This window comes from Entomomonas sp. E2T0 (assembly GCF_025985425.1).
In the GTDB taxonomy this organism is placed as follows: domain Bacteria; phylum Pseudomonadota; class Gammaproteobacteria; order Pseudomonadales; family Pseudomonadaceae; genus Entomomonas.
In genome coordinates, this window is the sequence record NZ_CP094972.1 from 1,887,134 (window position 1) to 1,910,210 (window position 23,077).

Annotated in this window: 25 protein-coding genes; 15 read left to right on the forward strand and 10 right to left on the reverse strand. The window is 37.8% G+C overall.

Going from position 1 to position 23,077, the window contains the following annotated elements:
• Positions 1-466: 466 nt before the first annotated feature.
• Together MTZ49_RS08980 and MTZ49_RS08985 are read left to right on the forward strand one after the other, a co-directional pair.
• A complete protein-coding gene (locus MTZ49_RS08980) occupies positions 467-991 on the forward strand; it encodes a hypothetical protein (protein ID WP_264745215.1) in 525 nt (174 codons plus the stop codon).
• Between the two features lie 351 nt (positions 992-1,342).
• Positions 1,343-2,056 carry a hypothetical protein gene (locus MTZ49_RS08985; RefSeq protein ID WP_264745216.1) on the forward strand — a complete coding sequence of 238 codons (714 nt, stop codon included), beginning with the start codon at positions 1,343-1,345 and terminating at the stop codon, positions 2,054-2,056.
• Between the two features lie 136 nt (positions 2,057-2,192).
• Here MTZ49_RS08985 and MTZ49_RS08990 read toward each other — a convergent pair whose 3' ends face one another.
• Positions 2,193-2,738, reverse strand: a complete 546-nt coding sequence (locus tag MTZ49_RS08990; protein WP_264745217.1) for a TIGR00645 family protein — start codon at positions 2,736-2,738, stop codon at positions 2,193-2,195.
• Between the two features lie 369 nt (positions 2,739-3,107).
• Here MTZ49_RS08990 and secA point away from each other — a divergent pair, with 369 nt between their 5' ends.
• The 6 genes from secA (at position 3,108) to MTZ49_RS09020 (ending at position 10,006) form a co-directional block, all read left to right on the forward strand.
• Entirely contained in the window at positions 3,108-5,864 is a 2,757-nt protein-coding gene (gene secA, locus MTZ49_RS08995) for a preprotein translocase subunit SecA (protein WP_264745218.1), read from the forward strand.
• An 84-nt stretch (positions 5,865-5,948) separates the two neighbouring features.
• The gene (argJ, locus tag MTZ49_RS09000) at positions 5,949-7,172 is read left to right on the forward strand and encodes a bifunctional glutamate N-acetyltransferase/amino-acid acetyltransferase ArgJ (protein ID WP_264745219.1); all 1,224 of its coding nucleotides are present in this window, start codon (positions 5,949-5,951) and stop codon (positions 7,170-7,172) included.
• A gap of 42 nt (positions 7,173-7,214) precedes the next feature.
• Positions 7,215-7,526 (forward strand): hypothetical protein, encoded by a 312-nt coding sequence (locus MTZ49_RS09005; RefSeq protein WP_264745220.1) that lies wholly within the window; start codon positions 7,215-7,217, stop codon positions 7,524-7,526.
• A gap of 16 nt (positions 7,527-7,542) precedes the next feature.
• Entirely contained in the window at positions 7,543-8,490 is a 948-nt protein-coding gene (locus MTZ49_RS09010; RefSeq protein WP_264745221.1) for a Nudix family hydrolase, read from the forward strand.
• Positions 8,491-8,528: 38 nt separating this feature from the next.
• Positions 8,529-8,843, forward strand: coding sequence for a putative quinol monooxygenase (locus MTZ49_RS09015; protein WP_264745222.1), 315 nt, complete (start codon positions 8,529-8,531; stop codon positions 8,841-8,843).
• Between the two features lie 158 nt (positions 8,844-9,001).
• Positions 9,002-10,006 carry an asparaginase gene (locus MTZ49_RS09020; RefSeq protein ID WP_264745223.1) on the forward strand — a complete coding sequence of 335 codons (1,005 nt, stop codon included), beginning with the start codon at positions 9,002-9,004 and terminating at the stop codon, positions 10,004-10,006.
• Positions 10,007-10,021: 15 nt separating this feature from the next.
• Here the strand turns inward: MTZ49_RS09020 and MTZ49_RS09025 are convergent, their stop codons facing one another.
• Positions 10,022-10,642, reverse strand: coding sequence for a hypothetical protein (locus tag MTZ49_RS09025; protein ID WP_264745224.1), 621 nt, complete (start codon positions 10,640-10,642; stop codon positions 10,022-10,024).
• 103 nt (positions 10,643-10,745) lie between these two features.
• The gene (locus MTZ49_RS09030) at positions 10,746-12,155 is read right to left on the reverse strand and encodes a M48 family metallopeptidase (protein ID WP_264745225.1); all 1,410 of its coding nucleotides are present in this window, start codon (positions 12,153-12,155) and stop codon (positions 10,746-10,748) included.
• 191 nt (positions 12,156-12,346) lie between these two features.
• Between MTZ49_RS09030 and MTZ49_RS09035 the strand changes: the two genes are divergently transcribed.
• The 3 genes from MTZ49_RS09035 (at position 12,347) to MTZ49_RS09045 (ending at position 14,283) form a co-directional block, all read left to right on the forward strand.
• Positions 12,347-12,649: a hypothetical protein gene (locus MTZ49_RS09035; protein ID WP_264745226.1), complete on the forward strand. Its 303-nt coding sequence runs from the start codon at positions 12,347-12,349 to the stop codon at positions 12,647-12,649.
• 143 nt (positions 12,650-12,792) lie between these two features.
• The gene (gene yecR, locus MTZ49_RS09040; protein ID WP_264745227.1) at positions 12,793-13,173 is read left to right on the forward strand and encodes a YecR-like lipofamily protein; all 381 of its coding nucleotides are present in this window, start codon (positions 12,793-12,795) and stop codon (positions 13,171-13,173) included.
• 114 nt (positions 13,174-13,287) lie between these two features.
• Positions 13,288-14,283, forward strand: coding sequence for an MBL fold metallo-hydrolase (locus tag MTZ49_RS09045; protein WP_264745228.1), 996 nt, complete (start codon positions 13,288-13,290; stop codon positions 14,281-14,283).
• 53 nt (positions 14,284-14,336) lie between these two features.
• Here the strand turns inward: MTZ49_RS09045 and MTZ49_RS09050 are convergent, their stop codons facing one another.
• Both MTZ49_RS09050 and MTZ49_RS09055 read right to left on the reverse strand, forming a co-directional pair.
• Positions 14,337-15,332 carry a patatin-like phospholipase family protein gene (locus tag MTZ49_RS09050; protein ID WP_264745229.1) on the reverse strand — a complete coding sequence of 332 codons (996 nt, stop codon included), beginning with the start codon at positions 15,330-15,332 and terminating at the stop codon, positions 14,337-14,339.
• Positions 15,333-15,501: 169 nt separating this feature from the next.
• Positions 15,502-15,873, reverse strand: coding sequence for a winged helix-turn-helix transcriptional regulator (locus MTZ49_RS09055; RefSeq protein ID WP_413774141.1), 372 nt, complete (start codon positions 15,871-15,873; stop codon positions 15,502-15,504).
• A 156-nt stretch (positions 15,874-16,029) separates the two neighbouring features.
• On the opposite strand from MTZ49_RS09055, the gene MTZ49_RS09060 reads away from it, so the two are divergent.
• Positions 16,030-16,551 carry an isochorismatase family protein gene (locus MTZ49_RS09060; RefSeq protein WP_264745230.1) on the forward strand — a complete coding sequence of 174 codons (522 nt, stop codon included), beginning with the start codon at positions 16,030-16,032 and terminating at the stop codon, positions 16,549-16,551.
• A gap of 51 nt (positions 16,552-16,602) precedes the next feature.
• Here the strand turns inward: MTZ49_RS09060 and MTZ49_RS09065 are convergent, their stop codons facing one another.
• From MTZ49_RS09065 to MTZ49_RS09075, 3 genes are all read right to left on the reverse strand, one after another.
• Positions 16,603-17,010, reverse strand: a complete 408-nt coding sequence (locus tag MTZ49_RS09065) for a DUF5339 family protein (protein WP_264745231.1) — start codon at positions 17,008-17,010, stop codon at positions 16,603-16,605.
• A 142-nt stretch (positions 17,011-17,152) separates the two neighbouring features.
• Complete coding sequence (locus MTZ49_RS09070; protein WP_264745232.1) at positions 17,153-18,295, reverse strand: AAA family ATPase; 1,143 nt, start codon at positions 18,293-18,295, stop codon at positions 17,153-17,155.
• The gene (locus MTZ49_RS09075) at positions 18,295-19,149 is read right to left on the reverse strand and encodes an RNA ligase family protein (protein WP_264745233.1); all 855 of its coding nucleotides are present in this window, start codon (positions 19,147-19,149) and stop codon (positions 18,295-18,297) included. Before MTZ49_RS09075 ends, MTZ49_RS09070 begins: the two co-directional genes overlap by 1 nt.
• A gap of 429 nt (positions 19,150-19,578) precedes the next feature.
• Here MTZ49_RS09075 and MTZ49_RS09080 point away from each other — a divergent pair, with 429 nt between their 5' ends.
• From MTZ49_RS09080 to MTZ49_RS09090, 3 genes are all read left to right on the forward strand, one after another.
• Complete coding sequence (locus MTZ49_RS09080; RefSeq protein ID WP_264745234.1) at positions 19,579-19,917, forward strand: hypothetical protein; 339 nt, start codon at positions 19,579-19,581, stop codon at positions 19,915-19,917.
• Positions 19,902-20,438, forward strand: coding sequence for a hypothetical protein (locus MTZ49_RS09085; protein WP_264745235.1), 537 nt, complete (start codon positions 19,902-19,904; stop codon positions 20,436-20,438). Before MTZ49_RS09080 ends, MTZ49_RS09085 begins: the two co-directional genes overlap by 16 nt.
• 98 nt (positions 20,439-20,536) lie before the next feature.
• Complete coding sequence (locus MTZ49_RS09090) at positions 20,537-21,265, forward strand: hypothetical protein (protein ID WP_264745236.1); 729 nt, start codon at positions 20,537-20,539, stop codon at positions 21,263-21,265.
• A gap of 127 nt (positions 21,266-21,392) precedes the next feature.
• Here the strand turns inward: MTZ49_RS09090 and MTZ49_RS09095 are convergent, their stop codons facing one another.
• Together MTZ49_RS09095 and MTZ49_RS09100 are read right to left on the reverse strand one after the other, a co-directional pair.
• Entirely contained in the window at positions 21,393-21,959 is a 567-nt protein-coding gene (locus tag MTZ49_RS09095; RefSeq protein ID WP_264745237.1) for a cytochrome b, read from the reverse strand.
• Entirely contained in the window at positions 21,956-23,029 is a 1,074-nt protein-coding gene (locus tag MTZ49_RS09100) for a catalase family peroxidase (protein WP_319804727.1), read from the reverse strand. The genes MTZ49_RS09095 and MTZ49_RS09100 overlap by 4 nt, the downstream gene beginning before the upstream one ends.
• Positions 23,030-23,077 lie beyond the last annotated feature (48 nt).

Here is a 23,077-nt window from a genome sequence, read left to right on the forward strand (position 1 = left end):
TAAAAAAGCTAATGAAGCCACAGAACCTTCACTAGAAAGCTATGACTACCCCAGTAGATATACTGACAAGAAAAGAGCAGACCGCCTTACCAAGATAGAAATAGAATGCCTAAGAACCAAACAAGTTCTAGCAGAAGTCTATAGTGACCTTATATCCATATTATCCAATTAGTTTATTTGAATTAGGATTGGCTTTGTATATAGGTATTTTATCAATTAATTTATTATTTTACTGTAAATACAGAAGATACAAATGTTATAAGAAAATCTATTTTTGAATTTAAAAATTATTCTAAATAAATATTGCTCGTTTATGGATACGCTTATTAATCTTATCCTATTTCTTTAGATAAAATTGAGGCTATACTATTTATTGAGGGGGCTGATTTACAAATATCCATTAATATTTTTGTAAATGTGGTAGATGATTGTCAAACGTATTAATTGCTGAGCTGTATAAAAAACTATGAAAAGATGTATTAATTTTTTTACTTACTTAATAATGTGTTTGTTATTTGTAGGTGTTGTAAGTGCTCAAGAAGAGAGTAAGGATGAGTTCACTCAGAAGGATATTATTACGCTGAGACAAGGGTTTTTACAAGGTAAAGATATTCTTAAAGACAATGGAGTTTTTATTGACTTAAAAGAGAAAGGATTTATCAGTAAAGGTGAAATGCTAAAAAGAATAAAAAAGCATGGAGTAAGTTCTTTGTTTCCTAATCAACAATCCTATAGTTATTTTATCAAGTATTTAAAATATCTTATTGATAGTAAAGAATTATCTGGCAATATTAATAGGTTGGTTACTTATAAAGAGGGTAGGTTTGAGTGCTATTTTATTTTGGAAAATGAGGATGATTTTAAGATCATTTTAAATGTGTTAACACCAACTAATATCAAGGATTTTCCATATACTGAGCCGTCTTATATATATTATTTTGAGAAAGTGAATGGTAAGGTTGTGCTGGCTAAGATGGATGTGGCTGGTTAAGTAAAGTTAATTAAACCTGTTTTTAAATGATAGTGAATTGGACCCCGAAAGTTGGATACCTAAATCTACCTTTTGGGGTATTTTTATGGGTAAAAATCGTTATTCATTAGAATTAAGGCTAGAAGTCATTCAGTATTGTTTATCTAATCAAGGTGGGCAGAAGAAAATTAGCTAAACACTTTAATATGAGCAGAATAACTGTGCATCCTTGGTTACGTATTTATCGATAGGATAGTCTGGAAGGTTTAATGAATGAAAAAACGGTTCAATTTTGCGAAATATCAAAAATTAAGATAATAAGTTATTGTATTATGTTATGTTTTAATTATAACGTATAAAGGGAAAGAAAGCATGAAAACTACCATTAAGCTCATCGCTATTGGTTTATTTGCCTTAGCAAGTAAGGATATTGTTGCGCAAGATGTTGCAGGGATAAAAATTGGTGAATCGTTCTCAGCTCAAAAAAGTTTGATTACAAAAGCAAATTCAGACTATCAGTTAAATGATATTACGCGACCTGGTGGGAATACTGTTGGCATCAATGCGATTGCAAAAAAAGATGGTCGAGTGATTGATCAGATGCTCGTGATTCACAATGATTCTGGTATTGTATGGTTTGTAGGAAGAGCACAGGCGCTTGAGAAAGGAGCTCGCATTAATCCTGATACACTTATGTCTTCATTGAAGGAAAAGTATGGTAATTATAGCGAAATTTCTGGTACTGGTGGGCCACGGTGGTACTTCGATCGTCAGGGAACACTTTTTCAAGGCTCAGTTATAGGTTCTCCATGTTATAGAGGGATAGGGCCAACGGGCACTTCATTTAATCAAGTACCGGGTACTGGTATGCAAGTACCAACTGTGTTCCCTCCTAAATGTGGTTTAGAGATCGAAACCTCAGTTTACCAAGACTCTAAAGATGGCATGGTATCAGCATTTTCTGTTCGTATCATCGATACAAAGCGTATGTTTGATGAATTGAATAACAAGAGTATAAATGCAGAGAATGAACGTAAACAGCAACTTGAAAGAGAGAAGGCAAACGACAATAAGCCAAAGCTGTGAGAAAAATATAGATGAAGCTCTAAATTAGAGCTTCATCTATTTGTATTAAAACTGCCCAACTTTTGAGATTCAGTTCATAGAGGGAATCTTCCCTTGCTTCTATCATCAACCCGTAATGTACTTGGTCATGTGTTGCCTATAAGTCAGTATCTTGTAGACTGGCAATTTGTTTTATTTTTGCTTTACTTTTTTTGCCCATATTGTCCATATAGGTTACAACTAAGGCTGAGACAACGAAAGTTAGGTGGAGAATAACGTACCACATTAGTTTGTCGTTATCTATTTTTTGAGCATCCATAAACATTCTGAGTAGGTGGATGGAGGAGATAGCTACAATAGATACGGATACTTTGGTTTTTAAGGAACCAGAGTCCATTTTGCCCAGCCAATCTAGTTTTTCCCGATGACTATGGATATTCATTTGTGAAACAAAGTTTTCGTAGCTGGCAAACATAACCATTACTAATAGGCCGCCTACCAGTACCATATCAATTAATGATAGTAGTTTTAGGATAAGTTCTGATTCAGGTAAGCTGAAAATAGCGGGTAAGATATGAAAAAGTTCTTGGTAAAATTTAATAGTTAGGGCAAGTAGTGCTAAAGATAGCCCAAAACATATTGGAGCAAGTATCCAGCGTGTTGAATACATTAAATTTTCTAAGATGATTTCAACTTTTTTCATAGATGATATTCCCTAAGCTGTAGTAGCCAATAATAAGGCGCGTAGTATAGCGAATAGCGATACTAATAGACTAGCCAGCAATAAGATAAAAATATAAACATTTTGTATACAGTTATTGGTTTGTTTTTATAAGGTTGTTTTCTGTTGAAATGAGAGTTAGTGAACAATTTGTCATAGAAAATATCTAGATTCTGTATCTTAATCTTCAATTCAGAGTAAAATAATTGCTTTTATTTCACTATTAGCTACAAAGTTATTTTATAATAACTGAATTTAGATGATTTAATTGATAATAGCAATTGCATGTAATTGCTCAGGGTATGTTGGGTTTAACCCTGCCACGAAATATTTGAGGAAGATTCTGTTAATATGCTTGGTCCTTTACTGAATAAGCTTTTTGGAAGCAAAAACGATCGCGAAGTTAAACGCATGTCTAAAATGGTCAAGGCTGTTAATGCCTTTGAAGAGAGCATGGTTGCTTTGCATGATGATCAACTACGTGCCAAAACAGTAGAATTTAGAGAGCGTATAGCAAAGGGTGAGAGTTTAAATAAATTATTGCCTGAGGCCTTTGCAGTAGCCCGTGAAGCTAGTAAACGGGTGATGGGCATGCGTCACTTTGATGTGCAGTTAATCGGTGCTATGACGTTGCATGAAGGTAAGATTGCTGAGATGCGTACAGGTGAAGGTAAAACTTTGATGTGTACCTTGGCTGTTTATTTAAATGCATTGTCTGGTAAAGGCGTGCATGTGGTAACGGTAAACGATTACTTGGCAAAACGTGATGCTAATTGGATGAGACCGTTATATGAGTTTTTAGGGATGAGCGTGGGTGTTATCGTTCCTTTCCAAGACCCAGAAGAAAAGCGTGCGGCTTATAAAGCAGATATTACCTATGGTACCAATAACGAATTTGGTTTCGATTATTTAAGAGATAATATGGCTTTCCGCCAAGAAGATAAGTTCCAACAAGTACTTAACTTTGCTGTGGTGGATGAGGTTGACTCTATTTTAATCGATGAGGCAAGAACACCTTTAATTATTTCAGGCCAAGCTGAAGACAGTTCTGAGCTTTATATTCAGTTAGATAAGTTAATTCCAAGACTTTCACAACAGATTGAAGAGGGTGAAGGCTCTGCTAAAGAAATCAAAAAAGAAGGCCATTACACGGTTGATGAGAAGTCACGTACGGCTGAGTTAACAGAAGCTGGCCATCAATATGTTGAAGATTTATTAATGGAAAATGGTTTGTTAGCAGAGGGTGATAGCCTGTATTCTGCTAATAATGCGACATTATTTAGCCATGTGCTTTCAGCATTAAGAGCCCATGTGTTATATCACCGTAATGTTGAGTATATTATTCAAGATAATGAGGTGTTGTTAATTGATGAGCACACTGGCCGTCCAATGAAAGGACGTCGCTTATCAGAAGGCTTACACCAAGCTATTGAAGCAAAAGAGCATGTACCTATTCAGCCAGAAAGCCAAACCTTGGCTTCTATTACCTTCCAAAACTTTTTCCGTCTTTATGATAAGTTATCGGGCATGACGGGTACAGCAGATACTGAAGCTTTCGAATTCCGTCAAATTTATAACCTTGATGTGGTGGTTATTCCTACCAATCGCGCGTTAGCCCGTAAAGATGCTAATGACTTGGTGTATATGACGCAAAAGGAAAAGTATGAGGCGATTATTCAGGAAATTAAAGCTGCGCAAGAGCGTAAGCAACCTGTCTTAGTGGGTACGGCTTCTATTGATACCTCTGAATTATTATCAACTGTATTGGAAAAAGCAGGCATTAAACATAATGTGTTAAATGCTAAGTTCCATGATAAGGAAGCGGATATTATTGCTCAGGCAGGTCGTCCAGGTGCTGTGACTATTGCCACCAATATGGCGGGTCGTGGTACAGATATTCTATTAGGTGGTAACTGGGAAGCAGAAGCAGCTAAGTTAGAAGAACCAACTGCTGAGCAGTTAAAAGCATTAGAAGATCAATGGCGTGAAGATCATCAAACGGTGTTAGAAGCAGGTGGTTTATTTGTGATTGGTACTGAGCGTCATGAATCACGTCGTATTGATAATCAGTTACGTGGTCGTTCTGGTCGTCAAGGTGACCCTGGTGCAAGCCGTTTCTATTTATCATTAGAAGATAATTTGATGCGTATTTTCGCTTCCGATCGTATGCGTAGCATTATGCAAGTGCTTGGTATGAAAGAAGGCGAAGCCATTGAGCATCGTATGGTAACGAATGCGATTGAGAAAGCACAACGTAAGGTAGAAGGTCGTAACTTCGATATTCGTAAGCAGTTGCTTGAATATGATGATGTGGCTAATGAACAACGTAAAGTTATCTATCATATGCGTGACACTATTTTAGAGTCTAATGATATCAGCCATATCATTAAAGAATTCCGCAATGAGGTGTTAACCGCTACTATTAATGAACATATTCCTCCTATGTCATTACCTGAGCAGTGGGATATTGCAGGTTTAGAGCAGGTATTACGTACTGATTTTGGACAGGATTTACCTATTCAACAGTGGTTAGATGAAGACGATAAGCTTTACGAAGAAACTTTAAGAGAGCGTATTGAGCAAGCCGTTGTTGAGAAATATGCGGCGGTAGAAGACGAAGCAGGCGATGAGAATATTCGTGGCTTTGAAAAATACGTGTTGTTAAGAGAAATCGATGAGCTTTGGAAAGATCATTTAACTCGTATGGATCACTTGCGTCAAGGTATTCATTTACGTGGTTATGCACAAAAGAATCCGAAGCAAGAATATAAGCGTGAGTCTTTTGAGTTATTTGAACGTTTATTGAATACTATTAAATACAATACAGTGAGTTTATTAGCGAATGCTCAAGTAAACCACCGCACAGCAGAAGAGGAAGAAGCACGTCTTCACCAAGAAGCTGAGCGTATTGCACAAAGTATGGTATTTCAACACGACGAGGCTGCTTCATCATTGAATGAAGATCCAGAGCAACAGGCTGTTGAAGAATTAGCGCCAGCGCAGCCACAGCAACCAGTACGCCGTACAGGTGCTAAGGTTGGGCGTAATGATCCTTGTCCTTGTGGTTCGGGTAAAAAATATAAGCAATGTTGTGGGCGTATTGAATAAATTTTAATAACGCAGTAACTATTATTTACCAAACACACCACATTTTTTGTGGTGTGTTTGTTTTAGGCTTAGAGGAGTATTAAAATGGCAGTAGGTTTGGAAATCCCTTCAGTATTAAATCCTGTTAAAGGCTTTGCGTTAGGTATTGCCTCTGCGGGTATTAAAAAGGCTGGCCGTAAAGATGTAGTGCTGATGCGTTGTAGTGAGCAAGCACAGGTTGTGGGGGTATTTACCCGCAATGCGTTTTGTGCAGCGCCTGTTATTTTATCTAAAAAACATTTAGCTACTGGCCAAGCAATACAATATTTTATCACTAATACAGGCAATGCTAATGCAGGCACAGGGCAACAGGGTTTACAATCTGCTACTGTGGTCTGTGAAGCGGTAGCTAATGCTACAGGTGTAGCTGTTGAGGCTATTTTACCTTTTTCTACGGGGGTAATTGGTGAGCCTTTACCCATAGAAAAAATTATGGCAGTTATCCCACAAGCGATGGCTGATTTAAAAGAAGATAATTGGTTAAATGCAGCTGAAGGTATTATGACTACGGATACAACGCCCAAAGGAGCGAGTGTTCGTTTTCAGCATGAGGGTAAAACTATTACGGTAACAGGTATTAGTAAAGGGGCAGGGATGATTTGTCCTAATATGGGTACTATGTTGGGTTATATTGCTACCGATGCGAAAGTGGCTAAACCTGTATTACAGACTTTATTAGAAGATGCTACCAATAAATCCTTTAATCGCATTACCATTGATGGTGATACCTCTACTAATGATAGCTGTGTATTAATTGCTACAGGTGAAACAGAGTTAGCTGAAATTACCCAAGCCAGTGGTGATTATTACGATAAGTTAAAAATAGCCTTATTCTCTGTAGCTATGGAGTTAGCACAAGCGATTGTACGCGATGGTGAGGGGGCTACTAAGTTTGTAACGGTTAAGGTAAATGGTGGCGATACTCATCAAGAATGTTTAGATGTGGCTTATGCAGTGGCTCATTCGCCTTTGGTTAAGACAGCGTTATTTGCTTCAGATCCTAACTGGGGACGTATTGTAGCCGCAGTGGGTTATTCTGGTGTAGCCAACCTTGATGTAAGTAAAGTCAATGTATTTTTAGGTGATGTGCAGATTGTTGAGGCTGGTGGGCGTGCTGCTAGTTATACCGAAGAGCAAGGTGCAAAAGCTATGCAACAAGCTGAGATTACTATTCGTATTGAATTAAATCGTGGTAGTTGCCAAGAGACTATTTGGACAACAGATTTATCCCATGAGTATGTGAAGATTAATGCAGAATATCGTTCTTAGTTTTATAGATAGATTGTATAAAGTTTGCTGTAAGGAAGATAGATGCCAGTAAAAGTGAAGCAGTTAATATTATTTTTAAGTATTTTACTGTTTTATCCCTTATTATTTTGGTTAACGCTTTATTATATACATGATGTTCCCATTCATGGTATGCGTGATCCTAGTGGTGGGGCTAAAGTAGATAGGGCGATTGAAGCGGTGTTAGGTGCTTTTTTAATAACGGTTATGTTTTTGATAGTGTGTCACCTATGGGCAAAAAAAGTAGCTATTCATTCTGGCTTATCATGGTTGGCTAATATTTTTTCAATTGTCTTAGCATTTATTGTGTTTAACGCCTTAGGATTTTATTTGTAAGGTTGTAGGAGTGACTGTGAAGCAAATTCAGGTAGTAGCTGCTATTATTCGTCAAAATGGTCGAGTGTTATTAGCACGTCGTGCTAAGCATAAGCATCAAGGTGGCTTATGGGAGTTTCCTGGTGGCAAGATTGAGGCCGGGGAAACGCCTGAGCAAGCGCTTAAGCGTGAGCTAAAGGAAGAGTTGGCGATTGAGGTGACTAAACTGAACCCTGTGTTTCAGACCAGCCACCAGTACCCAGAGTATGGCGTCCATTTAGATATTTGGGAAGTAACTGCTTTTGAGGGTGAGGCTGAAGGAGCAGAAGGGCAAGAGATTACTTGGGTACAGCCTAAAAATTTATTGCAGTATGAGTTTCCAGAAGCCAATAAAGCTATTATTACGGCTGCCCGTTTATCTAATCGTTATTTGATTACCCCTGAGAATTTAGATCGTGCAGAGATTATTGAGGGTATTCGTATTGCTTTAGATGAGGGCATAAAACTGATTTGTTTACGCGCGCCCCATTTTTTTGATCCTGATTATCGTGATTTGGCGATTGATGCAGTGGGAGTATGTGCAGGGCGTGCAGAGTTATTGGTAAAAGGTGCCTTTGAGTGGTTAGGGGATTTCCCGAGTGCAGGTTGGCATGTAACGGCTGAGCAATTACGTAAGTTGGCCGATAAAGGCCGACCTTTGCCCACTAATCGATGGTTAGCAGCGTCTTGTCATAATGAAGAAGAGTTGGCTTTGGCTAAACAGCTAGGAGTGGACTTTGTAACCCTTTCACCTGTTCAAAAAACAGCTACTCATCCCGATGCGGAACCTTTAGGTTGGGAGCGTGCCAAACAGTTAATAGCTGGTTTTGATCGCCCTGTTTATGTGTTAGGTGGTTTAACAGGGCAAGATGTGCCAACTGCTCAGCAAGCAGGTGCGCAGGGTGTGGCAGCTATACGTGGGCTATGGCCTTATGAGTTAGATTAAGAGCCTAATGAGATAGGCTCTAAGACGAGGATAGAATAATGATTAGTGTATTTGCAGTAATGACAGCAAAAGCAGGTAAAAAACAACAGGTGTTAGAGATTGCACGTGCTAATTTAGCAACAGTGAAAGCAGAACAGGGTTGTCATGAGTATCGGTTAGTGGAAGATGTGAAAAATGCAGGATCTTTCCAAAAAACATTGGGTGAAGATAGTTTTGCCTTTGTTGAGCAGTGGGAAAGTATGGCGGCATTAGAAGCTCATTTAGCTACACCACATATGCAAGCTTACGGTGAGCGTACTAAAGAGTTATTGGCTGATAGTGCTATTTATGTGATGCAATCAGCCGATAAGTAATAGAGCTATTATTCTACATTTTTATACATAGTTGAATGACTTTGCTGTACAGTTGTACTGTCTTCAGTCATTCGCCTTGTCTAAAATTGTATAGCAACAGCTATAGCTTGGTATTAGCAAAGTGGATTTAACATTTAATAATAATTAGAGGCTTAAAGATGGCAGCATTTCCTTATCAAAAAACAATGATTTTATATACTGGTGGTACTATTGGCATGATGCCTAGTGATAAGGGGTTGGTTGCCAGTGCTGGCTTTGAACGTTATTTGCAGGACTATTTAAAAGATTATCCTGAAATTGGTAATAATCAATGGCAATACCAAGAGGTAGAGCCTTTGATTGATAGTGCTAATATGTCACCAAGTTATTGGCAGAATTTAGTAGGTTTTGTTACTGATGCTGTCAGTTGTCATGGTTGTGATAGTGTATTGATTTTACAGGGTACGGATACCTTAGCCTATAGTGCTGCTGCATTGTCTTTTCAGTTATTAGGTTTTGATGTACCTGTGTTGATGACAGGGGCAATGGAGCCTGCGGCTGTAGAGGGCAGTGATGCTAAAGAGAATATTTGTGGCTCAATGGCGGCCTTAAGTCAAGGTCAGGTAAAGGGTGTACAGGTATTCTTTCATGGTGAGTTATTATCTGGCACGCGTTGCCGTAAATGGCGTAGTGTTGGACGGAGTCCTTTTGTCTCTTTGCCTGCATTGCAGCCTAAGCCGTTAGTGACTAGATTACCTGAGGAGTTAACTTATCCTTTTGTAGGAAGTTTGCCAACGGTTAATATTTTGCCTTTGTTTCCAGGATTGACTGCTTATCAGTTACAGGGGTTAATGGGGTTGTTTTTACATGGCTTGGTGATTGAATGCTATGGCAGTGGCACAGGGCCTAATGATGATGAAGCCTTTATTGCTTGTATTCAGCAGTTAATTGCACAGGGCGTAGTGGTGGTGGCTATTAGCCAGTGTCCAGAGGGTAGTGTCGATTTTTCTTATTATGAGGCTGCTAATACATTCCAAGAGATTGGGGTCATTAGTGGCGGTTGCATGCCCCGTGAGGCCGCATTAGCTAAGTTAAGCCGTTTGTTGGGCTTAGGCTTAAGTGCTAGTGAGGTAGCTTATTATTTCTCACAAAATCTGTGTGGTGAGTTTGGCGTTGGTGAGTAACTCTTAATAAAAGAGTTACTCTATGAGTTCTTTTAGACGTGCTCTTGCCATGCCCGAATCCCAATAGCCCATCAGTAGATTTCGGTAGTAGTCGGTGTATTTCTTACTTTTAAAATCTAGCATAATAGCTTGAATATGGTTTTTTTCGGGGTAGTAGTTTATTTTTACTACACTGTGTTGGCTGATGTCTAATTTAAGGTCTGGTTTAATTCGGAAATTAAAAATTAATTTTTGAGCCAGTGAGATATAGAAGTGATCGATATCTTCCCAATCAATAATTTCATCAAATATGGGTAGTTTGATACCTTGTTCATTCAGGGTTAACAACGGTTGACCAATTCTACGATAGGTTTGGATACTCTGCCAAATAATCAGTGCAGTAATAATGATTAAAATAACAGTCAGTATATATTGTGCAGATAGTAGGGCATGAACGATAAAGGTAGTTAATGCAATGATACCAAAAATCATCAGTATTAGATTGGTTATACCTCCTTCACGGATAGTAATTGTGCGATAGTTCTTACCTGCCAAAGAGGAAAGTATTTCCATTTCTTGGTCAATATATTCCGCTGCAGCTTGTTTATAATTTGCTTCTAGCTGTTTAATAATATGGTTTTTTTTGTCGTTTCGCATGTGTGCCTCACAGTCTCATATAGCTATTACGATGGATAAAAGTAATGTCTATGAAAAAAGGTTAAGAATGTGATCTGTCTCCTAATACTATAAAAATTAATGATTAAATAAGTTTAAGTTGTTTAAGTAAATCACTATGTTGATTATTACTAGCCTCTTCTAACATGGGGTCAGTTAATTTTATATTTAATAGTTCTAAGCGTCTTTGTAATGTAGGGTGGTTATCCAAAGGGTGGCTTTGGATACTTTGTAATAACATTAATGGATCAGGCAAGCCATGACGGTTAATCAGTTGTTGAATACTATTCAGAACACTTTCTTTTTTGCCGCCAGCAAACCAAAACTCTTCAATAATATATTCAATGGCAGGGGTTATTATGGCTACCCGTAACATTGCTTGTGCCATTTGTTTAGTAGAAGAGGCTTTGGATCCAATCTTATCTGCATTGGCTTCTCGACAACGTTTCCATTGTTGAACGGTTTCATGATAGCTATCTAGAAAGTGTTCGGCAAATACTAACGTAGGGTAGGTAAGAATGCTATACAGCCAATCCCATGCGCTGGTATTTTGAGCCAATGGTTGTAAATTAATGGCTGTAGTATTTCTTATTAAACGTTTAGAAATCGTAAAGAAGTGATGAGTATATTGAATGTCATTATAGGTAAAGTGCGCTAGTTCGTGACCAATAATGGCTGCTACATCTGACTCACTCATGTAGTGCATATAGGGGATAGATAAGTAGAGCGTAGCGCCTCCTGAAAGACTATTACCATTCCAAAAACTGATAGGTGATTCAGTGACAAAGAAGCAATGATTCATGCCTATAACAATATAGTCTGGCATGCGTAGTTGCCCTTTATCGGCGATTGATTGCACAAACTGCCATAGCTCAGGGGCTTCTGCTTTAGTTAAATTAATGCCTATCAGATTAAGGGTTTCTTCATCTGATTTTTCTGTACAGCTTTTAAAGATTTTCCATGATAAAGAAATGGTGATGATTATCATGATAGCAAAGGTAGTGAGTGCAAAAATGCTACTGACGTATTTTACTAAAATAATCATTAGTAAACAGGCCAGTAAAAGTATTGATGAACTTGATAGCAATATTAGAATGATAGGAAAAAATAATTTTGCTAAATAAAGGTTTCGATAAAGCTGTTTATTCGATTTCATTTGTTTTCGATTTTGTATGCTGTGGTCAAGAAGTAAACCAGTGCCAGCTATTAATAAAATAGAAAAGCTAAGAAATAGTGCACAGTAAGTAGCAAGTTCGTTGAGGTTCTTACTATTAACAACAGCTTTCAGCGTTTGTAGATGCTGGTCTGTGGTTGAGGTTTTCATAATGCCTTCATACTTTACATTGACAGATAGCATTGTTTTCACAGATGAATTTTTTACAACGTGATGAATGGTGTGTGGGTATTGCCATAAAATAATAGCAATAATGAGTATAGGTAATACTAGAAGTGTACTAACTAGCTTATAGTTGGGGAGGTTGGCTGCTGCAATCAAAATATAATCCTCTCTCTGATATGTGGATATTTAACTGCAATTTATATCATTATAATGAGTAATTTTTTGTTTTCAAATTATACCTATATAATTTTTAGATATAATGAGTTTAAGTAATTATAGTAATGGATTTAAAACGATCTTGCAAAGCTATGGTCTAATATAAAATTAGGTGAAAACTATTGGAGTAAATGATGAATAAGTTATGGTTATGTGCGTTATTATTAGTAACTGTTCATAGTTGGGCAGAGCCTTTAGAAAAGCCTAGAGTTACTTATGAAAAAAAACCTAGCGGTCGAATCTATGGTAGTGATGGTAGTGTTTATGATAAATTACCAACAGGTAAGGTTTACGATACGCAGGGTAAAGCTTATGGTGGTAATGTAAGGCAGGCATCTAGTGGAACAGCTAGTAGTATTGCTAAACCATTACCTAGGGCGAATACAACAGGCGGCATATCAGGTAATATTCGGACAGGTGTACCGAGACGTTAATAGATATAGCTATTGCGCTACATTTTTATACGTCGTTGAATGACTTTGCCGTACTAGTTGTACTGTCTTCAGTCATTCGCCTCGTCTAAAATTGTATAAGTACGGTTACATTGATAAACAGTAAGTGATTAAGGAGAAGAAGGTTGATAAAGCAGCTATTAGTAATAACATTGTTAGGGGGACTTACTGCTTGTGTAACAACCACTGTTTATAAAGACCTCAGTGTGGTCGGTACTGATAAAGCGAAAGGCCAAGTGTTTATGGGGTTTGATTATGAGTCTGACATTATACCTATAGTGAATCATGAGCATGCACTAGGGGAGGTTCTTATTCAATGCCAACGCTGGGGTTATAAATCAGCATCTTTAAAATCAGATTATGATATTAAGTGTGGTGAAGGAACAGAGAATAGTTGTAAACGTTATGTGGTGGCTTATACTTATCAATGTTTAACAGAGCAAGATATAGAAGCCTATGAAAAAGGCAATCTTGATTTAACCGTAGATAAACAACCTACAGAATAAGCGGTTATGCCTTAGTATTAAATGATTATTAATTCCATATAGCATTGCTTGACAAATTTTTGTTAAGCAATCAGGATGTTCATTGTTTCTAAAAAAGTATAAGGATGTTATTTAATGATTACTTTGAAAAAGCCACTAGTAAATATGCTCATTAGAAGTATATTGGGTGTAGCTTTAGTTTTTTCTGCTGGCAATATTTTGGCTGATGAGAAGTTACCTGTACAACAACAAACACAGGTGGCAGGTTATTATCGAATGATGTTAGGGGATTATGAGATAACCGCTTTGTATGATGGTTTTGTACAGATTGAGAGTAAGCTGTTAAAAGGTATTACTGCTAAAGATGTGAATAAGCTTTTACAAGAAATGTTTGTTAGCGATACTAATGGTGTACAAACATCAATTAATGCTTTTTTAGTTCATACCAATAAGCATTTAATTTTGATTGATGCGGGTGCGGCTAGTTGTTTTGGTGATACCGCAGGTCAGATCGAAAATAATTTAAAAGCAGCAGGTTATACATTAGAGCAAGTGGATACGGTGTTGTTGACGCATCTTCATCCTGACCATGCTTGTGGTATTACTAAAGAGGGTAAAAGAATTTTTCCTAATGCAACCCTTTATGTGACGCAGGCGGAAGCAGGTTATTGGTTAAGTAAAAAATCAGAAGAACAAGCGCCAGAAGAGGCTAAAGCTGTATTTAAAATGGCACAACAAGCTGTTGCTCCTTATCAAGCGGCTAATAAATTTAAAACCTTTACTGATAGATTACCCGTTAATGAGGTACAGTTAATGGCCTCACCTGGGCATACTCCAGGACATATGTCTTATTTAGTCACCTCGAAAGGAAATAGTTTATTAATTTGGGGGGATATTGTTCATAGCCATGCAGTGCAATTTACTAGACCAGAAGTGGCCATAGAGTATGACTCTAACAGTGAGCAAGCTATTACTAGCCGTAAAAAGATATTGGCTTATGCGGCTAAAAATAAATTATGGGTAGCGGGTGCACATTTACCTTTCCCAGGTTTAGGACATGTTAGAGCTAATGATAAAGGTTATACATGGGTACCTATAGAATATAGTCCTATTTTGAAGAAGCAAAATTGATAATAAAAAAGCCTCTAATAAGAGGCTTTTTTAATGAGCTTTAGTTAGAAGCTTTATTTATTATCAAACCAGTTAAAGTAAGTTAGGGTTCCTTGTTTACCTGATTCCACTAGTTGTTGTTTATTGTTATCGGTTAAATCAAAATTAATAGCAGAAACACCAAGTGTATCGATATAGATACTTCTTGCCCAATCATCGCTATGTAAATGAACATCGGCTTGTACATTCATCACTGCACCAACCAGTTGTTTGAGATAATCGAAAATATCATTAATCTTGGTATGGGCAGGCGGTTTCTTATGCCAGAAGATGTCGATGTTCTCTCGTGAGGAAAGTTTAAAACCTAAGGTTTCTTTGTTGTATACATAATCAACTTGGTAATTACCTTCTGCACTAGTATTTAACGATTGATAGTATTCAGTTTCGATAAAGTTATTAGTCGTAAGGTATTTTTTACGATCAAATAATTTAATAGCATAATTAAGCTGTGTGCCACCATCGACATAGGTGTCATTGTTTACTTTGCGAGAGGCAAAGAATAAGGGGATAGACATGGAGATTCTAACCGCCTCGGCAATCGTCATATTGGGGGTGGTTTCTGCGGAAAATACTTCACTAAAACCAGTGGATAGATTAGAGCCAATTAAGTAAATGGAGCGAAAACCATGTTGTTGTTTAAGCTGTTCTAATTGGGCAAAGGTAGTTTCTGCGCTACCTGTTTTTTGTTTGATAATATTTTTTATCCAAGTTAAAAAATAGTCACCTTTATACCAACCAAACTCATTCAGTAACCTATTGGTGTTACGTATTATGCCAAAAGAGCTATCCATAAATTTATTGAAATCCATTTTCCAAAGGATTTCGGTGGTTTCTGCCAGTGAATAATTTAATCCTGTAACAACTGCATAGATCGCACCTGCTGAGGTACCGCCCACACGTTCGATATTTTTTAGAATGCCTTTTTCATCCAGAACTTGTGCTGCACCTAGATAAGCAGTGCCTAAGACACCGCCGCCTTCAAATACTAGGTTTTTAAATTGATAGTCCATTATTGCTCCTTATTGTTGAAATGGAGCAGTCAATTTAGCGAGTTACTTGGATGATTTATTCTGGCTATGGCAAGATAAAAAGTGAATATTAAGTCACTTTATAAGGTGACTTATTATTGTTTTATTAAGTTAATTATCTGCTTATTAATAAAGGTTGTTTGATAATTACTTAATGGCTAGGGATGGTGATGCCTTGTTTGCTCAAATAGTTGTCTCCCCATGTATACATCGTGTTAAGTACTGGCACAATAGTTTTTCCTAGGGGGGTTAGTGAATATTCCACTTTGGGCGGAACTACTGGGTAGACTTTTCTTTGTAGTAGTCCATCTGCTTCCAGCTCACGTAGTTGTTGAGTAAGCATTTTAGGAGTGGCGCAGGGGATTTCTCTTCTTAATTCTGAAAAACGTAACAGGCCATTAGTCAATTTCCAAAGGATCAGTGATTTATATTTGCCACCTATTAAATTAATAGTAGCGGCTAATGGTGTGTGGTCCATTGGCAGTATGTTGTTATTATTTGATTTTTTAAGGTTTTTTGACATTCTTTAGTATCCTTTTGGGTACTATATTACAAAAAAGTGCATTCTTGTGGGATTGATATTTATAGCTAGAATAAACCAAAAGAGCAAGAAAGTAAGTATTGTTATCTTTTATAGCAGCAAAATAATGAAATTTTATAAGTAAAGAGGTGAAAGGTTATGACTAGCAATAAGGCACTGATTATTATTGATGTTCAAAATGATTATTTTCCAGGTGGAGTGGTTCCTTTATGGAATGCTAATGGGGCATTACAGAGTATTTTGAAGGTTGTAAAAAAAGCGAAGCAGACTAATATTCCAATTATTCTTGTACAGCATGTATCGCCAGATAATAGCGGTGCTGATTTATTTATTAAGGGTAGTTATGGGGTAGAAATTCACCCTGAGTTATTAAAAGCAGCGCCAGATGCTACGATTGTGACTAAAACCAGAGCAGATTCATTTAGAGCAACCAATTTAAATGAGGTGGTGGATAAGTTAGGTGCTACAGAGTTGTTATTTTGTGGTATGCAGACCTTTAATTGTGTGGGGTTATCCGCTATTTCAGAATTTGCTAAGCAGTATAAGGTGAGTATCTTAGCAGATTGTTGTACAGCAGAAGCACAGCATGTACATTTATTTGCTTTAGCCGGTTTTGGTGATATTGTTCCAGTTGTTGAAAGTACAACAGTATTAAATTAATAGACAGCTTAACTATAAAAAAACCATCTTGGTTAAGATGGTTTTTGTTGTTTAAAGGCCAAACATTTTACCTAGTTGGTTTACTGTTTCTGTTGTTTGGTTAATGCTGTCATTAATTTTTTGCGCTTTAGAGCCTTTTTTAGAGGTAGAGGTAGAGCGAGAAGAAATATCACCTTGGTAAGTCATTTGCCATGCAGCCATTTGATCTTTAACACGGGCGTTATTTCTAGTACAAGTATTGGTACGGTTTTGACCCTTAGGCATGTTATTAATTTGTGCTTTTGAAGCAGCATAAAGTTGGCTTATGGTATTTTTATATTGTGCTTCTACACCACGAGTACGATCGATAAGCTCTATATGAGCATCCATATTATCAAAATAGGTATCACAGATATCAGCCATAGCTTGTGCTGAGAATAAAGAAACGGCGATTAATGCAGGTGCATAATATTTTTTCATTATTTAATCTTCTCTATTAATTATAAAGTGACGAGACTCTATCTTAAATAAATTAATTGTCAATATTGATCTAATGATTTATTAGCACAAAGCAATTTAGTTAGCTTTTGTGAGAGTAGCCACCCATCAAGGGTGGCTATTGTTAAGTGTTTATAATGTAATCCACTTGTTGTGCTTCGGTGGGGAGGGGTACTTCCCATTTGTAGAACATGCCTTGGATTTTTTTGTTGGTGAGACTGGTGTCTCGTTTGCTATTGCGTTTGTAGAGTTCCTTTTCAGGGTGTTCTAAATAGACAATACGTACGTTGGCATGATAGGCATAGAGCAGGTCGAGTGCTTTTTGCCTTACCTCACGGGTGAGGTGAGTAGCATTCCAAACAAAGGGTTGTTTTGCCCTTAACCATGCTCTTACATTGTCTAGCACATAGTGCGCTGCCATGCCTTCATTTTGTCCATATTTTAGTCCTAGTTTTTCTCGTGCATCATCATAGGAAGCCACAGGCAATTCGGGGTAGTGGTTAGCTACCCAATGGTTTTTACCGCTGGCGGGTAAGCCTGCCATCATAATTACTTGTGAGCCTTCTGTTGGGTAAAGGCTGTAATCAGGTTGTACATTAGCGCCACGAAAGTATTGGATACGGGTGTAGTCATCTGCAAAGGAGCGTGGCTGATAGAGGCAGTTTTGTTCTAGCGCCAGCTCTTTAAATAGTTCTACTTCATCTAGTATCCGTTGTGTATCGCTACAAATACGCCCTTGTATATCCGCCTTAGCAATGGCACAGAGCATCCATACAGGCAGTTCCCATGATAGTTTATGTAGTAAAAATTCAGGCGCTCTATCCTCACGTTGCTCTGCTAGGGCATAGAAAGGCAGTTGGTGAACGCTAATAATACGACAGATTTGTTCCCTTAATTGGAAAGGAACAGCCATCCGCCATAGTAAAAGACGGCTGTTGGTAGCGCCTCGCCTTGAATGCCCAGGTTGACTGATTTTGCCTGTGGCTTGGTCAATCTGGGTGGTTTCTGGCTTGGCGATATCGTGCAGTAGTGCTGTCATAAATAGCACAAAGCGTTCATCAGTGGTTGCCTTGCTATATTCAGGCTGTTCCAGTAGCGCATTAATCACCATTTGGGTATGAGTCCATACATCGCCTTCACTATGATAATAAGGGTCTTGCGGTGTGGTGGTTAGTGCTTGTAGTTGTGGAATAGCCTGTAACCAGTCTGCTAAATCGCCTGATTGCTCGGTATGAGCAATCAGTTGGGTTAATGTTTGGTATTCCATTAGTTATTGCTCCTTGCTTGGAGTGTTGACCAATCAACAGTTAGCTTGGGTGCATAGAGGTCAACACCTGTTGCTAATTGGTTAGGTATAAAGGGTTGTTCTGAGTGATGTTGTTTGGCATCCAGTATGCTTTGTACAAAATCACGTCTTACCCATTTAAACCGACCTATGGTGTGTTCGGCTGTTTCTAGTTTTAGGTACAGCCCTTCCATTAGGTCTGATTGGTCACACTGTTGCCATGCTTTGTTTAAGTCGATTTGTTCCCGTTGCACAATCTGTTCAAAACAGTGTTTCCAGTTGGCTGTTTTGGCGAGTGAATGTTCCACTAAACTCAATAAACTTTGTTGTTTAGTCGGTGCTTCACCTGCATAGAGCACAGGTACTGAAATAACAGGCCCATCAGCTAGTAGGGCATGGCGTTTGGCTGTAGATAAAAAGCATTGGTTATGTCTATCCCATATATCAAACTCGCAAAAGTAGTGGGGGAGTTGATCGTAGAAGATGGAGTGCTTTTTATGCAACCATTCGCCATAGAGTATATAGCGGTTTTCTAAACGATCGAATAACCAATCTTCATGTGCTACCGCCCATTGTTTAAGTAGGTTAAATTGTCTTTCTCTACCACCACCTAGTAGGTAGTGTCCACGGGACTGTAGTAGTAGCTCACCTTGTTCCGAAAAGCTAATTGCACAGTTGCCACCATCTAATTTCTCTTCTACGACAATATATTGCCCTAGTAGTTGTTGGTAGGGTACTTGGCCTTGTTCGGTATCACCTTGTTGTAGGCGTGAACCTTGTAGGTGCGGTGTGCGCGGATATTTAACCAGTTGTATGTTTTGGATATTTATGTCCATTGTCATTCTCCCATAAGGATTTAAGGAAAACCGACAACAGCAAGAGTTTCTATAGAGGGGTATAACGGGTATTGCTTAGTGAGTTAAGCAAAGGGAAGTTTCTTATAGAGTTAGGCCACTGTCGGCATTAAGAAAAATTTGTAATTACAGGCATTTCGCCACCTCAATGAATAAAAAGGTTTATAAAAAAGTTGGCGCATTATTGTGAGTTGAGAGGGGGTTGTCAATCAGTAGTTTTTAAAAAAACTAAAAATTCAGTTTATTTTAAGGTTGGTTATTTTGGTGACTGTTAGATGAGTTTTAGATGGGGGTAGCATAAGTTATTTAGGTTTTATAAAAATAATAATGTGATGTTTAATGCTCAGACTAATCAAGTGTAGTTAAAAATGATTGATAAAAAATTATTTTATTAATGTTTAAGGATGAAATATGGCTACAGCAACTTGTAAACCAATATATAATTTAAAATTTGGAACTCAAAGTAAACAAGCGTTAGAGAGGATTAGAGAACAAGTAGAGCTTTATAAGTTAGGCTCTGCATTGCTACTATCATCAACAATTCACACAATATTTACAAAGTCATCTAATACTTTTCAAATAGGTTTTAATATTGGAGCAGCAGATTGGGAGTTATTAGCTACGGTGGCAGGAGACTGGCCTAATGTAGTAAAGAATATTATTGCAAAAGAAGCAGCATTGTTGGAAATAAATTCTACTGGAGTAGAGGCAGAGTTTTGGGGAGGATTGAGTTCATGTTTAAAAAATTAATTTTTATGTTGTGTTTACTGTTATCTAGCCAATCATTTGCTTATCATTTTTTAACAGATGAAGAGGCAGAAAAACAACAAATTAAAATAGCAACTAGCAATCTTGAACAAGCTCAAAAAAATTATTTTGATAAATATAACGAGTGTATAGAACAGTCTAAAAATAATATATTATCTGTGAGTGATTTTAAAGATATTCAGCTAAATGAGAAGGAATTAAAAGCTATTATTTCTTATCATTCTGCAAAAAATTATAAAAAATGTGTTGGCAATTTAGAAGATAAATATCTATTAGCAATTAATGTGGCAAGAGCTTTTAATGTGCCTGATTATTCTGTTAATGATGATCCTAGTTCTAATAAGTCGATTTATCTTGCTTCAACATTATCAATAGATGAAGTTAAGTTCTATCCAGATTATATGCAAATAGATCAAGCAAAACGTGAGGCTATTGAGAAGATACCTAGTATTAATAAGGTATTCCATATAATAAATTCATTTAATGCATTAAAAAATAATTAATTTAGAAGATATTTCAAATAACAAAATAGCTATTTGCTTTTATGATATGATTAATTATTAAGTAACCAGAAGTAGATTCTTGGGGAATGTATTATTTTATGAAGAAAAATAAAGTTATTGGTTTAATGTTATTAAGTTTTGTGTCGTTATATAGTGTTGCAGACGTAGCGCCAGCTTTGCAAATTACTTTAGAGGATACTAAGAAAAGTGATTTAAACCTTACTACAACCCATTTTTATGGTTTACAAAATAGATATAACTTTAATCTTTTTGCAACAGGCAAAGATGTTGTTTGGGATTTTTCTAATATAGATTTAGATGCCCCAAAGGTTATAAAAGTATCAACTAAAGCAGTGAATTGTGAAGATACACCTTATAAGGAGTCTTTTCCTCAAGCAAAGGAATGTTTAATTTCTATTAATGATTCAAGTGGTGATATAGCTAAAATTTATTATTATAAAACACCCGGTGTTTTGTTAGGACAGGTAACGGTTGCTGGTAAAAAGAATGAAAGTATTAGTAACTGTGATGTTGTAGAGGATACTCAATATCCTATTTTTTATGGAAAAAAATACAGTATCGTTCTAAATTGTAATAATGGTTCTGGGGAAAAAGCAAAAACTGAGGTGGTAGGTGAAGTTGTGGGTGAGGGAACGCTGATTTTACCTAATGGTAAGAAGGTAGAGGATGTATTAAGAGTTAAATCACAGCTTTCTTTTGGTAATAGAAGAGGTGAGATTAAGTATACCTATTATACAAAGGATGCTGGGATAGTTTTACAGTCGATAGGTGCTTCTTATATCGTAATCAATAATTACAGTGAATAATAAGTAAAAAGTAGCTTGAAAGTGGTTGCTAACAATCACTTTTAATAGTTTGTAAGTATATAGGTTATTAAGGGCGACTCAGTGTCGCCCTTTTGCATGGTTTTAATAACAAGCTGCTGTATTAATGTTACTGATGATGTTTGCTGCCTTTTGCCATGCTAGAAAAAACACCATCACGATAGATTAAGGCATGTACCAAGGCTGCTGAAAGATGACCTATTACCACCACGAACAGTAGCCAAGCTAATAGGCTGTGTGCATCGCGTAGCCATGCATATAATATAGGGCTAGTGGGTACGATTGCAGGAAGATTAAAGCCTTTAAAGAGTACAATTGGATAGCCTGCGGCTGACAGCATTGCCCAACCAATCAGGGGAAGAGCAAGCATTAAGACGTACAGTAGAATATGTGATCCCTTGGCGGCCAATACTTGCCACTGTGGAAGATTGGCAGGTAGTGAGGGTGGCGGATTGCGCAGGCGATTGATAAGGCGAACGATTACCAGTAATAAGATGGCTATGCCTAGCGGCCGATGTAGATTAATCAGCCATAGTCGGTAATGTAGGGAGGTCATCATACCTACCCCAATAAATAGCATTGCTAAAATCATTACAGCCATTAACCAGTGCAGACAGCGTGCGGTTAGGTTGAAGTGGGTATTGGTTGTCATGGGTGTATTTTCTTGAGTTTTCATTTGACCTCCTGTTTACCAACAGCATCAGTGGCTTTACCATAACCAATCTCACGTTCCCGACGATTGAAGGAGTGTGAGTATGCACCTGAACGAGCGCTGAGTATGGGGTCGTCAGAAACTTCGATACCTGCTGGTACAATTGAGGGATCGAAGTTGATGTCGCGACAGGCGCCTTTAGCTTGATCGACGACACTTGTTACTTGCAGTGTTCCAGCGATGATTTGTTGGCGATCTTGTGGCCATGGTTGCGATGGATCATTGATAGGGTCGTTTGGTTGTGCGAGTTGTAGCACCAAATCCCACATCAGTGGTTGCTCTTCTAGGGTATGGCGTAGGTCGTCAAATAGGAAGTTATCAGTAGTGTGTTGCTGTTTAGTTTCAGCTAAAGATAACTGTGCTTCATGGGGACGCATCATCCAGCGTATGGGTTGTTTTTGACCATCAGCAGAGACTAGCAAGAAGGCGTTGACGCTATGGAATGTTGAGTTTGCAAAGCTATCAGGTGGGGCTGCTGTTGCAGTCATTTTGAGAAACTTCTCGGCCTCTGGGTATTCCTGTAAAAAACGTGCAACACGTTCGGGGTCGGGTTTGCCCGTTTCTGGGTTGGGGGCGGTTGCTTGCCTCATTGCTAAGAAACCTTCGGGGTTGTGGGTTGGGAAGTAAGGCACGTTGTTCATCGCCATACGCCATTGCTGTTTGTCGTCTGTGGTAAGTAACAAAGCCATACTTATGGTTTTAGTGGAGCTGTCTACTGCATGTGGATCGCCTGTTCCAATTGAGAAGCGACCCACAATCGGTATATTCGGTTGGCTGAAAACCCGTGCTGTTGAAAGTGACATAATGTCTTTATTAGGGCGGAAGTTACCGACATAGCATATGCCTTTGCCATGGGCTCGTCGAAACCCCGCAGGGAATGGCTGTACGGCTTCCATTACTAGACTTTCGGTGGTTTGGCGTTTTCCGATCCAACCTGCGGTCCAAGCGAAGGCAGATATTAAGGTTGTAGCGATGATGGCAATTAATATTAAAGCCAGCCAAGTGCGCTTTGATCTCAAGTTAAGGTGTGACATAGAGGGTATTTTATTCCAAAAAGTTTGCTGTGAGTTCTACACACGGCT

Coding starts and splice junctions, on each gene's coding strand:
- MTZ49_RS08980 (WP_264745215.1), top strand. CDS start 467: ATGAAAAGATGTATTAATTTTTTTACTTACTTAATAATGTGTTTGTTA.
- MTZ49_RS08985 (WP_264745216.1), top strand. CDS start 1,343: ATGAAAACTACCATTAAGCTCATCGCTATTGGTTTATTTGCCTTAGCA.
- MTZ49_RS08990 (WP_264745217.1), bottom strand. CDS start 2,738: ATGAAAAAAGTTGAAATCATCTTAGAAAATTTAATGTATTCAACACGC.
- secA (WP_264745218.1), top strand. CDS start 3,108: ATGCTTGGTCCTTTACTGAATAAGCTTTTTGGAAGCAAAAACGATCGC.
- argJ (WP_264745219.1), top strand. CDS start 5,949: ATGGCAGTAGGTTTGGAAATCCCTTCAGTATTAAATCCTGTTAAAGGC.
- MTZ49_RS09005 (WP_264745220.1), top strand. CDS start 7,215: ATGCCAGTAAAAGTGAAGCAGTTAATATTATTTTTAAGTATTTTACTG.
- MTZ49_RS09015 (WP_264745222.1), top strand. CDS start 8,529: ATGATTAGTGTATTTGCAGTAATGACAGCAAAAGCAGGTAAAAAACAA.
- MTZ49_RS09020 (WP_264745223.1), top strand. CDS start 9,002: ATGGCAGCATTTCCTTATCAAAAAACAATGATTTTATATACTGGTGGT.
- MTZ49_RS09025 (WP_264745224.1), bottom strand. CDS start 10,642: ATGCGAAACGACAAAAAAAACCATATTATTAAACAGCTAGAAGCAAAT.
- MTZ49_RS09035 (WP_264745226.1), top strand. CDS start 12,347: ATGATGAATAAGTTATGGTTATGTGCGTTATTATTAGTAACTGTTCAT.
- MTZ49_RS09045 (WP_264745228.1), top strand. CDS start 13,288: ATGATTACTTTGAAAAAGCCACTAGTAAATATGCTCATTAGAAGTATA.
- MTZ49_RS09050 (WP_264745229.1), bottom strand. CDS start 15,332: ATGGACTATCAATTTAAAAACCTAGTATTTGAAGGCGGCGGTGTCTTA.
- MTZ49_RS09055 (WP_413774141.1), bottom strand. CDS start 15,873: ATGTCAAAAAACCTTAAAAAATCAAATAATAACAACATACTGCCAATG.
- MTZ49_RS09060 (WP_264745230.1), top strand. CDS start 16,030: ATGACTAGCAATAAGGCACTGATTATTATTGATGTTCAAAATGATTAT.
- MTZ49_RS09065 (WP_264745231.1), bottom strand. CDS start 17,010: ATGAAAAAATATTATGCACCTGCATTAATCGCCGTTTCTTTATTCTCA.
- MTZ49_RS09070 (WP_264745232.1), bottom strand. CDS start 18,295: ATGGAATACCAAACATTAACCCAACTGATTGCTCATACCGAGCAATCA.
- MTZ49_RS09075 (WP_264745233.1), bottom strand. CDS start 19,149: ATGGACATAAATATCCAAAACATACAACTGGTTAAATATCCGCGCACA.
- MTZ49_RS09080 (WP_264745234.1), top strand. CDS start 19,579: ATGGCTACAGCAACTTGTAAACCAATATATAATTTAAAATTTGGAACT.
- MTZ49_RS09085 (WP_264745235.1), top strand. CDS start 19,902: ATGTTTAAAAAATTAATTTTTATGTTGTGTTTACTGTTATCTAGCCAA.
- MTZ49_RS09090 (WP_264745236.1), top strand. CDS start 20,537: ATGAAGAAAAATAAAGTTATTGGTTTAATGTTATTAAGTTTTGTGTCG.
- MTZ49_RS09095 (WP_264745237.1), bottom strand. CDS start 21,959: ATGAAAACTCAAGAAAATACACCCATGACAACCAATACCCACTTCAAC.
- MTZ49_RS09100 (WP_319804727.1), bottom strand. CDS start 23,029: ATGTCACACCTTAACTTGAGATCAAAGCGCACTTGGCTGGCTTTAATA.